This is a genomic window from Pantoea wallisii (assembly GCF_002095485.1).
GTDB lineage: Bacteria > Pseudomonadota > Gammaproteobacteria > Enterobacterales > Enterobacteriaceae > Pantoea > Pantoea wallisii.
Window position 1 is genome coordinate 1 of sequence record NZ_MLFS01000048.1, and the last position, 12,514, is coordinate 12,514.

The window sequence follows — 12,514 nt, forward strand, 5'->3', positions numbered from 1 at the left end:
CTGCGGTCTGCTCCAGCGACGCGGCCTGCTCTTCGGTGCGCGCCGACAGATCGTTGTTACCGGCCGAGATCTCGCTGGCACCGGTGAAGATAGCGTCAGATCCTTCACGCACGTTACTCACGGTGCGCACCAGCGCCTGCTGCATCTCATGCAAGTTGCTGGCCAGCTGGCTCATCTCATTGCGCCCGACCACCGCAATGGTCTGCGTCAGATCGCCCTGTGCAATATGCTGGATATGCTGAATGTTGTCGTTCAGTGGCGTGATCAGCACTTTGCGCAGGCCCAGCCAGCAAAGTGCAATCACCGCAATCACTACGGCCATGACGGCACCAATCAGCCACATCATGCGAATATACGCCGCGCTGTTGGCTTCTACTCCGGCGCTGGTCAGGCGATCCTGATCGGCACGCCAGCGGGTGTAATCCTGTAGAAAGGCATTTTGCGACGGCGCAACCGGGATCTTGCCCGCCAGTACGGTGTCGCTGTGCAGCAGCGCATCCTGCATCTCGTCGAGCGCTTTGGCATACGCTTTATAGGTCGTATCCAGATGCTGATTAAGCTGCAGATCCTGGCCCGGCGTGTCCGGCGTACTTTTGAAGATGCGGTAATTTTCAGCCGCCGCCTGCTGGAAACCCTTGCTCTGCTGATACAGCTCGCTGATATCCGCTTCATTGCCTGCCAGTTTGCTGGTGGCAATACGCAGCAGTACACGCGTCAGCACAATGCGGCTCTGGTTAAGGCTCATATAAGCATCATTGATAGCGGCGATATTTTTACTCGCCAGCTGAGAGACATTGAAGCTGGTTTTGTCGTCGTTCAGCGCTTTGATAAACAGCGAGCCTGACGCCAGTTGGAGAAAACCAAAGACCAACAACACCAGCAGCAGGCTGGTGACAACGCGGATTTTCGTAAACATAGTTTGCCCTGGAAAAGTAAGAAAAAGTCATACAGGACAGTTATCGACCAGCGTGCGTAAACGTTGAGGGAAAAATACGGGGTTTTTGTTATTTTCTTGTTGCATAACAAGAAGTTAATTAATCACGGTGATGATAACGGGCCGCATAAGCGGCCCGCAGTTTGTGACTTACGCGCTACGCAGCGTATCCACCAGCGCCATCTCTTCGCTGCTCAGCAGCTTCTCGATATCCACCAGGATCAGCATACGCTCACCCAGCGCGCCGAGACCGGTCAGGTACTCGGTGGACATGGTCACGGCAAATTCCGGGGAAGGACGGATCTGATCCTGCGTCAGCGACAGCACGTCAGAAACGCCATCCACCACGATGCCGACCACGCGGTGCTCCAGATTCAGCACAATCACCACGGTGTTTTCGTTGTAATCCACGTCCGGCTGCGAGAACTTCACGCGCAGGTCGATAATCGGCACGATCACGCCGCGCAGGTTAGTGACGCCTTTGATGAACTCCGGCGTGTTGGCGATGCGCGTTACCTGATCGTAACCGCGGATCTCCTGCACTTTCAGGATGTCGATGCCGTACTCTTCGTCACCGAGGGTGAAAACCAGGAACTCCTGGCCGACGGTTTCGCCAGCGATTTTGGTCACGGTTGCCATGTCAGTCATTTTTTTACCCTTTCGTTATCTATTACGCTGCGGCACCGGCCACACGCTTTTCACGGTTCAACGATTGCAGTGCCGAAACATCCACAATCAGCGCCACGCTGCCATCGCCGAGAATGGTGGCGGCAGAGATGCCCGGCACTTTGCGATAGTTACTTTCGAGGTTTTTCACCACCACCTGATGCTGACCAATCAGCTGATCGACCAGCAGCGCATAGCGCCGCCCTGCGCTTTGCAGGATCACCACGATGCCCTGCGTCGCGTCGGTTTTGGCGTTCTGCACATCAAACACATTCCACAGCTCGACCAGCGGCAGGTATTCGCCACGCACTTCCAGCACGCGCTCACCACCGGCCAGCGGCTTCAGCTCTTCGGCAGTCGGCTGCAGCGACTCCATCACCGCGTTGAGTGGCAGAATGAACACTTCATCGGCCACGCGCACAGACATACCGTCCAGGATGGCCAGCGTCAGCGGCAGCAGAATGCGGATGGTGGTGCCTTTGCCCTGCTTCGAGGCGATCTCAACGTGGCCGCCCATCTCCTGAATATTTCGTTTCACCACGTCCATACCCACGCCGCGGCCGGAGACGTCGGTCACCTGCTCGGCGGTGGAGAAGCCCGGGGCGAAGATCAGCATGCCGACCTCCTCATCGCTCATGCTGTCGCTGACCGGCAGGCCCGATGACATGGCTTTCGCCAGGATACGTTCACGGTTCAGGCCCGCGCCGTCATCGATCACTTCGATACAGATATTGCCGCCCTGGTGTTCAGCGGAGAGCGTCAGGTTGCCGACGGCGGTTTTGCTGGACGCCAGGCGTTTTTCCGGGGTTTCAATACCGTGATCGAGGCTGTTACGCACCAGGTGCGTTAACGGATCGATGATGCGCTCAATCAGGCTCTTATCCAGCTCGGTAGAGCTTCCCAGCAGCGTCAGCTCTACCTCTTTGCCCAGCTTGCTGGCCAGATCGCGCACCAGACGCGGGAAGCGGCTGAACACATACTCCATTGGCATCATACGAATCGACATTACCGACTCTTGCAGGTCGCGCGCATTGCGCTCCAGCTGGCCCATGCTGTTGAGCAGATCACCGTGCGCGACCGGATCCAGTGCGCCGGAGCGCTGTGCCAGCATCGACTGGGTAATCACCAGTTCGCCCACCAGGTTAATCAGCTGATCCACTTTCTCAACGGCGACGCGGATACTGCTGGATTCACTGGTTTTGGCCGGTGCGGCGGCGCGTTTCGCTTCACGTTTTACAGCGGGCGTAATGTCGGTGACCGTTGCGGTCTGTACCGGCTCCGCCGCCGGCGCGTCGGGTTCTGCCACGTTTGCCACTTCGGCCACCGGTGCGGCGGCCTCCGGGAAGCGAATCTGTGCTTCATCAATGACAAAGCAGAGCACCGCCACGATATCGTCTTTGCCGACGCCATCGATGGTGACTTCCAGCGAGTGGGTGCCCTTCACCACGCCGGTGAGCGTGCCAAGATTGCCCAGCTCCTCCAGCATCAGGTCCGGCTCTTTCTCTTTCAGATCGACCAGCTGCAGGCGCAGGCCACTGCTGGCGACCGCGACCGGTGTAGCGATCTCCGTGACGGTTGCCGCTTTCGGGGCTTCCGGCGCTATGCCTTTAGCTTCCAGCGCCAGCTGACGCAGTGCTTCGCAGATGTAGTTAAAGTTCTCTGCGTTTGGCTCCTGCGCAGTTTTATAGGCATCGAGCTGTTCCTGCATAATATCTTTGGTTTCCAAAAACAGGTTGATGATGTCGGTGCTGAGCTGCATCTCGCCGCGGCGCGCACCATCCAGAATGTTTTCCAGGATATGTGTAGTCTCCTGTAAAACCGTAAAACCAAATGTACCGGCCCCGCCCTTAATGGAGTGGGCGGCGCGGAAGATGGCATTCAACTGTTCAGAATCGGGCTCCTGGGGATCTAATCCCAACAGGTGTTGCTCCATATCCGCTAACAGTTCATCGGCTTCATCGAAAAACGTCTGGTAAAAATCGCTGATGTCCATACTCACGGGATCACCTCGGCTGTGAGGGTTGGTCTGGTGTCACCGCGCCAGCGGCGGGCGGCGCTGCTGCTGCAGGCGCGGTCGCAGGTGCCGGCGTAGCCGGTGTTGCGGTCGTCCCTGTGGGGGCAGCTGGCGCAGCCGGTCCTGCCGGTGCGGTAATGTTGGGAATAATCTGCGCCGGGTCGCTTACCTGCACGGCATCGCTCTCGGCATTCTCTTTTTCTATCGCGGCCTCGGTATCGTGGTTCAGTACCAGCAGGCTGATGCGGCGGTTAACGGCATCATCCGCTCCACGGTTCTTCAGCTTCATGGTGTCGGCCATGCCCACCACCCGCAGCATTTTGCTGCCGTCCAGACCGCCCATGACCAGCTCACGACGTGAGGCGTTGGCGCGGTCCGCTGACAGCTCCCAGTTGCTGTAGCCGCGCTGGCCGTTGGCATACTGGTAATCATCGGTATGGCCGGACAGACTGATTTTGTTCGGCAGATCATTCAGCACTGGCGCAATGGCGCGCAGAATGTCGCGCATATAGGGCTCGACGTCAGCGCTGCCGGTTTTAAACATCGGGCGGTTCTGGCTATCGATAATCTGAATGCGCAGCCCCTCTTCCACCATATTGATGATCAGATGCGGACGCAGCGCTTTCAGGCGTGGATCGGCCTCAATCAGCTGATCCAGCTTTTCGCGCAGGCGGTTGAGACGGATCTCTTCCAGTTTTTTCTTCTGCGCATCCATATCCACCACTTTTCGTACTTCGCCATCCTTGCGCGTCGGGTCATCACCGCCGCCAGGGATCGGGCTCTCACTGTCGCTGCTGCGTGCTCCGCCGGTGAGCGCCACTTTCAGCGGCGTACGAAAGTACTCCGCAATCTGTACCAGCTCACGCGGGCTGGAGATCGACAGCAACCACATCACCATAAAAAACGCCATCATCGCCGTCATAAAGTCGGCATAGGCAATTTTCCACGATCCGTGGGCACCATGATGACCTTTATGTTTGCGCTTTTTCACCAGCACAATGGGGCGATTGCCTGCCTTCATGAGTTCTGATCCGAAGTCTGTTTCGCTGGATTCTTGGCGTTCCGCACGTGCTCTTCCAGCTCAGTGAAAGAGGGACGTTCGGTGGAGTACAACGTTTTACGACCAAATTCGACGGCGATTTGTGGTGCATAGCCATTCAGGCTGGAGAGCAATGTCACCTTCACGCACTGCATCATCTTGGTGGTTTCGGCACACTTCTGACGCAGCACCGAAGCCAGCGGCGAAATAAAACCGTAGGCCAGTAAAATACCGAGGAAGGTTCCCACCATCGCGTGGGCCACCAGCGCGCCCAGTTCAGCGGCGGGACGGTCGGCAGATGCCAGCGCATGGACCACGCCCATGACTGCCGCCACGATACCGAAGGCCGGTAAGCCATCACCCATAGCGGCTAAACTTTGCGCTGGCACTTCACACTCGTGCTCGTAGGTTTCGATCTCTTCATCCATCAGCGCTTCAATTTCAAACGCATTCATATTTCCGCTGACCATCAGTCGTAAATAGTCGGTAATAAAATCCACTAAGGGTTTATCGGCCAGAATGCGCGGATAGTTAGCGAAAATTTCGCTCTGACTGGGATCTTCAATATCACGCTCTAACGACAGCATGCCCTGCTGACGCGATTTCGCCATCAGTCGGTAGAGCAGCGCCATTAAATCCATATAGACCGCTTTATTGTATTTTGAGCCGCGCATGAGCAGCGGCAGCGCTTTCAGGGTTTTCTTGATCGACTTACCGTTGTTGCCGACCAGAAAAGCACCTACCGCCGCGCCGCCGATAATGATCAACTCGGCGGGCTGATACAGCGCGCCTAAGTGGCCCCCGACCATCATATAGCCGCCCAACACGGAGCCGACGACCACGATATAACCCAGAAGAATCAGCACAAAAACATCCTTACGTCCGTAACGTGTTGGTAGAAGTTAAGCCAGAGAGCCGCAGGTGTTATTCGTTTTTCGTGGGCAAAAAAAAAGCAGCGGTATTAACCGCTGCTGGATGCTTTCCACGATGCGAACAAACTTAAACGGCGCGTTTAACCTGTTCATCCAGCAGTTGTGGAAAGGTATCGGCAGAATCTGCAGAAAGTTTACGTCTTTTTACGGCACGTGATGGCGGCTGGCACAGGCTGCAAACGAAGCTGCCCACCGGCTGATGCGCGTGGTTAATGAAGCTTCCACCACAGCATTTGCAATCAGCCAGCTCCAGCATGCCGCTTTCGACAAATCGCACCAGGGTCCAGGCGCGCGTTAGCGCCAACAGCGGGCCCTCGTCCGATTGCGGACACTGCTCAAGGTACAGGCGATAAGCTTTAATTACCGCCTCAACGCCACTGCTCAACCCGGTTTTCAGCAAAAACTGCCAGGCGTTACAGAACATCGACGCATGAATATTTTGTTCCCAGGTCATGAACCAGTCTGTTGAGAATGGCAGCATGCCTTTCGGGGGTGGTGCACCACGTAACTCTTTATAGAGTTTAATCAGGCGACCACGGCTCAGCTGCGTTTCACTCTCCAGCATCTGCAGTCGGGCGCCCAGCGTAATCAACTCCATGGCCAGCTGAATATCGCGTGCTTCCTGAACGATACTTTTTTCGGTCATTACACCGCCCTCTTCTTACTGCCGGCATCGTCTTTTGATGCGCTGCGTAATAAACGGCTGGATAATAAGATACCGGTGTGGATTTGCTGCAAGTCATCCACACGTGACTCCTGCGTCAAACGGTTAATTAAGGTGTGATCGGTAAAGCGGAACTGGCAAACCAGTTGATTGGTCTCCGCTAATTTTACCATCTCAGGCAGTGTTAATTGCGACAATGTATCCGCCATCGACTCATCGATGCCTAAACGAAACATTGCAGAAGCTTTTTCCTGGTTAATTAAACGCTGTGCAAGCAGTAAATATGACAGGTTGATGTCATATATATGTTTTAGTAATTCTGATGTACCCATTTTCCCATCCTGATAGACGCGGCATATATACGGCCACAGAATTTAAACTTCTATGGTTCGGGTTGCTGGTTGGTAAATCTAAAGATGGCAAAAAATAATCAGGCATAAGCCAACGCATACTGAACTTTTTTTTATTCCGTAGCGGATTTTGATCAGTAGTAGTCAAAACTCCAGGCCAATCTTTTCTTGAGTTGTAACCATCTTCCGTGACGTCTGCTTACAGTTTTTTAAGACTAATCCGAAAACAACGCAAATCTATATCGTCTGATTTCCACATACAACGTGACTGGCATGAAATTTTAGATAAAGTGTGATCTGGATCACACTTTTAAGGCAAATTTTTCTGCTGAAGCTTCAGTAAAGCTTTTCTGTTGTCTTTTTTTTGTACGATTTTGAAATGTTTCGCTAATATTTCACAAGAAAAGTCTGAAATTTGAACCCTGTCGCAGTTTGGTGGCTCCACGCGATCTTTTGTCTGCTACGTTGGCTTTAGAGTGCTACAACCTGCCGAAACATGGCACATAAGCAGCATAAAACACCAAAAAACGCAGAAATCATTTGCTTTCAGATTAATCACTTACAGGGAATATTGCCGTGAGACACCAATCACGGTCGCAAACGAAGCGTGAAGAGTGCGTGCAGATTAACTGCGGAGTGTAAGGAGTTTGTATAGAGGGTTTAGCGGGTCGCAGGGTGTGTAACAGGGCGTTACATTAGCATTATGAATGAATTGATGTTTTAACACACTGATGTAAGAGAACTATCGGCCTGGCCAGCCAAATCTTTAGGGCGTTAAGGGAAAATTTATGCCTGGCGCGTCTGTTTGCACGCTTTTTAATCAAAACGTGCGCTTTATAACGCTGCATCAGAAAGTTAGCGGTTAACCATTTGAAATCGATTTCATGCAGAAAAGCCGGTGAGGTGAAAACGCTGTGCAGAGAGCGCAAGATAGCAGTAGGTTATTTTCAGAAAAATGCCCCCACTCCGGCATAATCCCGCGAACGGGAAATAGCAGAATGGGGGCATAATGTCCTTTTCCCTTAATTATGCCAGGCGGGGAAAGGTCGCGACTTTATTCACCGTGCCGTGGTCGTCACTGCGTCCCGGCAGCGTATTGAGATCGTCCAGGAAACTTTCACGCCAGGCGGTAATGTCCTGCTTGCGCAGCACTGCCATCATGTCGTTGTAGCGTGAAATACGTTCGGTACGCGGCATGGTTAACGCGCGATCCAGCGCAGCAGCCACCTCATCACGATCGTAAGGGTTAACGATCAGCGCCGAGGTGAGTTCATTGGCGGCACCGGCAAAGCGCGACAGCACCAGCACACCCGGATCGTCCGGGTCCTGCGCGGCAACGTACTCTTTCGCCACCAGGTTCATGCCGTCACGCAGCGGCGTCACCAGGCCGACATCGGTCAGGCGGAAAATCTTCATCAGCAGGCGACGGTCAAAATGCTGGTTCAGATAAAACAGTGGCGTCCAGCCCAGGGTACCGTACTTACCGTTGATGCGCCCCGCTTCGGTCTCCAGCTGATGGCGGATATCCTGGTAGGCCTGCACATCACCGCGTGATGTTGGCGCAATCTGTGAATAACGGATTTTGCCGCGGTGCTGCGGGAAGTTCTCCAGCAGCGCTTCATAGGCCATAAAGCGCTCCGGCAAGCCTTTGGAGTAATCCAGCCGCTCGCAGGCGATGATGTTTTGCAAATCACCCAGTTCACGCTTCATTGCCGCCATTTTCGGCGGTAGCGGGCCTTCGGCCATCTCTTTAATGCTGTCCGGCTCAATGCCAATCGGATAGACCTCCGTCATGAAGGTATTACCGAAGGCACGGTGACGCTTTTCACCTTTATTCTGCAGCTGCGTAAGCTGGCTCAGGCTGTCGAGGAACGCCACGCGATCGGATTCTGTCTGGAAACCCAGCAAATCATATTCACACAGCATTTCCAGCAGTTCCTGATGCGGCGGCAGCGCGTTGAAAATTTCCGGCGTCGGGAACGGGATATGCAGAAAGAATCCGATACGGTTATTAACTCCCTGCTTGCGCAGCTCCGCCGCCAGCGGCAACAGATGGTAATCATGAATCCACAGAATATCGTCTGATTTGATCAACGGTTTTAAACGCTGCGCCAGCAAGGTGTTAACACGGCAGTACCCCTCCCAGGCTTCGCGCTGGAACTGCACTAAGTCGAGACGGTAGTGGAAAGCGGGCCAAATCACCGTGTTGGAAAACTGGCAGTAATATTGATCGTAATCGTTCTGATTCAGGGGGAACGAGGCATAGGTGATGTTGTCCTGCTCGACCTGCGAAATCTCTTCACCCTCTTCACCGGAGAACTCGCTGATCTCTCCGTTCCAGCCAAACCACAATCCTCCGGTGGTCCGCAGTGCGTCGAGAATACCGACGGCGAGGCCGCCCGCACTGGTTTTGCTTCCATCAGGAATAGCGATACGGTTAGATACGACGACTAAACGACTCATAACCTAAACTCCTTACCGACGTTGTCATGTTCTAGTTGTAATAGTAGTTGTTCAAGCCAATGCCAAACGGCAGCCACATTTGGCAGCCGAAAATGTGCGTGGCTTGCTCCTTCCCCGACCTTAACCGAGATGCCTTGCATGGCATTGACGGCCAGAAAGCCCTTCTCATCGGTTAGATCGTCACCCACAAATACCGGAATGCGACCGGTAAAAGGCGCTTCCTGCATAAACTCACTCACCGCGGCACCTTTATCGATGCCCTGCGGCTTCAGCTCCACCACGCATTTGCCGGGTTGCAGTGTCAGCTCCGGAAAGCGCGTAACCACCTCTTCGGCCAGTTGCATGATGGCATTTTCGTAATCTGGCGCGTTGCGGTAGTGCAGCGCAAACGCCATACCTTTGACCTCCAGCAGCGTGCCGGGCCATTGATTCAGCGTCTGCTGCAGCTCAACCTGCAGCGTTTGCATAATGTCAGCGGGTAGCGCATGGCGGTGCATGCGTCCTGCCGCATCACGACGCTCAGCGCCGTGGACGCCGGCCGCAGGAGCCTCAAGCGGCGCTACCAGTGCATCCAGCTGTGCAACAGGCCGGCCGGAAACCAGCGCCAGGGCGCCCTGACTCAGGTTAGAAATTTGCTGCAGATGCTGCCGCACCGAGGCGGGAATAGAGACTGACTCGGGCTGCGACTGAATCGCGGCCAACGTGCCATCGACATCAAAAAAGAAGGCATAGCGTCCGCCACTTAACGACGGCAACGTGCTGTTCTCATTAACCACAGGGGTCACATCTCCTCCTCTCTCTGGTCTGAAATAGGGGATGTTCGGAGGCAGGCTGGGTGTGAGGAGGTTTTACCGTAAAAGACGGTCGTTTGAAGGGTAACGCTCCATAACTAAACGAAATTTCTATCAACACAGCAACCGCACTACGAACATCGGCAACAATAAGTGTAGACAACAATATGGTTTTCGCCAGACGGGCGCGCTTTTCATTCGGGCCAGAGTGAGCTTTTCAGACGCTTGCGATTAAACCAAGCGGATTACTCTGCTTTTTACACGCTTCGCTTAAAGAAAAGGGTTTTTTCAGCCGTACCTTAGGGTGCAGCTGACGAAAAAGCGATCAGATGCGTTTGCCGCGCCTGCAGCAGGTTAAATGTTCTCAAACTTCAATGCGATCGCTGTGCGTTTTGCCGATTCGCTTGATTTGTGCTGTCGCTTGATAATACTGTATATAAAAACAGTAATTATGGACAATCCTTATGACGCGCTTCTTTTTGCCACAGCTTTCACCCGCACGCTGCTATCGCCCGCTGTTCCTTGAGGCCGTGCGCGGCGGCTTTCCTTCCCCGGCGCAGGATTATGTTGAGCGGAAGATCGATCTCAATGAACTGATGGTTACGCGCCCCAGCGCGACCTACTTTGTTCGCGTTGAAGGCGATTCGATGTGTGATGCCAATATTAGCGAGGGCGATTTGCTGGTGGTGGACAGTTCGCTGCGGGCAAAGCATGGTGATATTGTCATTGCCGCTGTAAACGGTGAATTCACCGTAAAGCGGCTGCACACTACCCCCTGCGTGCAGCTGATGCCCATGAACCCGCGCTATCAACCCATCAGGCTGAGCGAAGAAGAGGAGCTGGAAATTTTCGGCGTCGTCACGTTTATTATCTATAACGCACGTAGCCAGCGCTGACCTGCGAGCGCGCGTTGCGGCAAAGCAAACTGATACCAGGAGAGTTCTGATAAATTATTATTCTGCGGCAATGTCTCCAGCCCAGGAATTAAAATCTTCTATCAGCGCGTAAGAAACTTCTGCTGATTTGACTGGCTATTTTTCAGCGTGCTAAAGAAAATCTTAAAATACAGATTGTGCTCGCAATTGTGACATTCATCGGCCGGATTCTGTTTGACCTGCTTTTCGCATCCATGCACACTGGCGAGCGTGAAAACGGCAGATGAAGAGCCATGAGATGTTGCAGAATTATAGCCAGCGCGTTCATTTCTATTACTGCATTCTGGTCGCACTGAAAATCAACGCTAAAAGTAAAAAATCCGGCGGCGTACGCGGTAAAAATAACTTTTTACTGAAGTGGCTGCGTACCGCGCAAAATAACACGATATTTCATCCCGATATCAGCAGCGAAATCGAGTGGCTGCGCGGCAAAATTATTAGCGCCGGGCCCGATGCCGATTTAGAACCCATGCTGCAGTATGTCTATGAAACGGCCAAACGGGCGGAAACGCTGCGCCTGGGGTCCTGAGGTGTTATCTGCCTCAGGCGATGACCTCACCAGCCTGCCGTTTCACCCCCTCCGCAAACCTTTACCTTTTTGCACCTGACGCGCTATGGTGTCCCGCCTGCGATAAGCATCACGCAGGCGCATTCATGATAAGAAAAAAGAAAGGAAGACTGGCATGGAATTCACCATACGCAACGCGCAGCCCGCCGACGCAGAGCTTCTGCATCAGTTAGGCCGCATGACCTACAGCGCCCACTTTAAGCATATGTGGGTATCCGAAGCCGAGATGGATGAGTTCATCGATAAAGAGTACGGTCTGGCTGAACTGAACAGCAGCCTGGTGGCGCCCAATGAGCGCTGGCTGATTGCCGAGACCGATAAGCCGATCGGTTTCGCAAAGGTGACCTGGAATACCCCGGTGCCGGACTCCGGTATGACCGGTGCCCTGCTCAACAAGCTGTACCTCAATCCGCAGGAGACCGGCAAAAATTATGGCCGCCGGATGTTTGAGAGCATCATCCACGAAGCGCGGGAGAAGCAGGAGGGGTATCTCTGGCTCGAAGTAATGGGTGCCAACGCCCGGGCGCGTAAGTTTTACGAGGCCTTCGGTATGCAGCACATTAAAGATATCCCCTTCATTACGGCCTCGCAGCAGAGTATTGTGCAAATTCTTGGCATGGTAATTTAACCCCTGAACTCCCCCTGGTCCTCCCCGGCGCGGTCACTGCATCGCGCCCCAGAAATAAGCCTGTGCCCAATGGATAAATAGTATGACCTCCCGGCTTATGTTATTTCTGCTTACACATAAGCGCGCTGTTTTCCTGCTCCGCTACGCTTGCAGGAATATTATGCGCCATTATGCTTAAATACGTAACGCGCACATGGCAATGTACAACGTCATGTTATTAAAGACTCATGAAGAGGATATATTATGACTCAGCATCGAGGCGGTTCAGGTAATTTCGCAGACGATAAACAGAAGGCGTCTGAAGCCGGGAAAAAAGGCGGCCAGAGCAGCGGCGGCGGTAACTTCAAAAACGACCGTGAAAAAGCATCCGAAGCGGGCAAAAAAGGCGGTCAGAGCAGCAAGCGTGGCTCGTGACTGACCAGGCGGCACAGGGAGGTGCTGCCATTGACTGCCCCACTTGTTTTACGATGATCTGCTGTACCCCGCCGCATTACGCCTCCTCTGCATTTATTCCTTTTACTACAGCAGAC

13 protein-coding genes are annotated in these 12,514 nt (G+C 53.7%); 4 read left to right on the plus strand and 9 right to left on the minus strand.

Translation table 11 applies throughout. The features are described from left to right. The 9 genes from HA48_RS15970 to otsB form a co-directional block, all read right to left on the minus strand. Positions 1-916: Tar ligand binding domain-containing protein (locus tag HA48_RS15970; protein WP_128602204.1), on the minus strand; the 916-nt coding region annotated here is incomplete at its 3' end. Between the two features lie 168 nt (positions 917-1,084). Further along, on the minus strand, positions 1,085-1,582 hold the full coding sequence (gene cheW / locus HA48_RS15975) for a chemotaxis protein CheW (RefSeq protein ID WP_128602205.1): 498 nt from the start codon (positions 1,580-1,582) through the stop codon (positions 1,085-1,087). Positions 1,583-1,604: 22 nt separating this feature from the next. Then, the gene (cheA, locus tag HA48_RS15980) at positions 1,605-3,593 is read right to left on the minus strand and encodes a chemotaxis protein CheA (protein ID WP_208613147.1); all 1,989 of its coding nucleotides are present in this window, start codon (positions 3,591-3,593) and stop codon (positions 1,605-1,607) included. Between the two features lie 10 nt (positions 3,594-3,603). Continuing rightward, on the minus strand, positions 3,604-4,635 hold the full coding sequence (motB, locus tag HA48_RS15985) for a flagellar motor protein MotB (RefSeq protein WP_128602207.1): 1,032 nt from the start codon (positions 4,633-4,635) through the stop codon (positions 3,604-3,606). Beyond that, positions 4,632-5,519 (minus strand): flagellar motor stator protein MotA, encoded by an 888-nt coding sequence (gene motA / locus HA48_RS15990; RefSeq protein WP_128602208.1) that lies wholly within the window; start codon positions 5,517-5,519, stop codon positions 4,632-4,634. The genes motB and motA overlap by 4 nt, the downstream gene beginning before the upstream one ends. 133 nt (positions 5,520-5,652) lie before the next feature. Next, the gene (gene flhC, locus HA48_RS15995; RefSeq protein WP_128602209.1) at positions 5,653-6,231 is read right to left on the minus strand and encodes a flagellar transcriptional regulator FlhC; all 579 of its coding nucleotides are present in this window, start codon (positions 6,229-6,231) and stop codon (positions 5,653-5,655) included. After that, on the minus strand, positions 6,231-6,581 hold the full coding sequence (gene flhD, locus HA48_RS16000; RefSeq protein ID WP_128602210.1) for a flagellar transcriptional regulator FlhD: 351 nt from the start codon (positions 6,579-6,581) through the stop codon (positions 6,231-6,233). Before flhD ends, flhC begins: the two co-directional genes overlap by 1 nt. Before the next feature lie 1,044 nt (positions 6,582-7,625). After that, positions 7,626-9,062: an alpha,alpha-trehalose-phosphate synthase gene (gene otsA, locus HA48_RS16005; protein WP_128602211.1), complete on the minus strand. Its 1,437-nt coding sequence runs from the start codon at positions 9,060-9,062 to the stop codon at positions 7,626-7,628. After that, the gene (gene otsB, locus HA48_RS16010; protein ID WP_128602212.1) at positions 9,059-9,847 is read right to left on the minus strand and encodes a trehalose-phosphatase; all 789 of its coding nucleotides are present in this window, start codon (positions 9,845-9,847) and stop codon (positions 9,059-9,061) included. Before otsB ends, otsA begins: the two co-directional genes overlap by 4 nt. 470 nt (positions 9,848-10,317) lie before the next feature. Here otsB and umuD point away from each other — a divergent pair, with 470 nt between their 5' ends. The 4 genes from umuD to HA48_RS16030 all read left to right on the plus strand — a co-directional run bounded on the left by umuD (position 10,318) and on the right by HA48_RS16030 (position 12,398). Next, positions 10,318-10,749, plus strand: a complete 432-nt coding sequence (gene umuD / locus HA48_RS16015) for a translesion error-prone DNA polymerase V autoproteolytic subunit (RefSeq protein ID WP_128602213.1) — start codon at positions 10,318-10,320, stop codon at positions 10,747-10,749. Between the two features lie 277 nt (positions 10,750-11,026). Beyond that, a complete protein-coding gene (locus HA48_RS16020; RefSeq protein WP_128602214.1) occupies positions 11,027-11,317 on the plus strand; it encodes a DUF2913 family protein in 291 nt (96 codons plus the stop codon). A 154-nt stretch (positions 11,318-11,471) separates the two neighbouring features. Further along, entirely contained in the window at positions 11,472-11,984 is a 513-nt protein-coding gene (locus tag HA48_RS16025) for a GNAT family N-acetyltransferase (protein ID WP_128602215.1), read from the plus strand. Between the two features lie 243 nt (positions 11,985-12,227). Beyond that, positions 12,228-12,398 carry a con-10 family general stress protein gene (locus HA48_RS16030; RefSeq protein ID WP_128602216.1) on the plus strand — a complete coding sequence of 57 codons (171 nt, stop codon included), beginning with the start codon at positions 12,228-12,230 and terminating at the stop codon, positions 12,396-12,398. Positions 12,399-12,514: the final 116 nt, after the last annotated feature.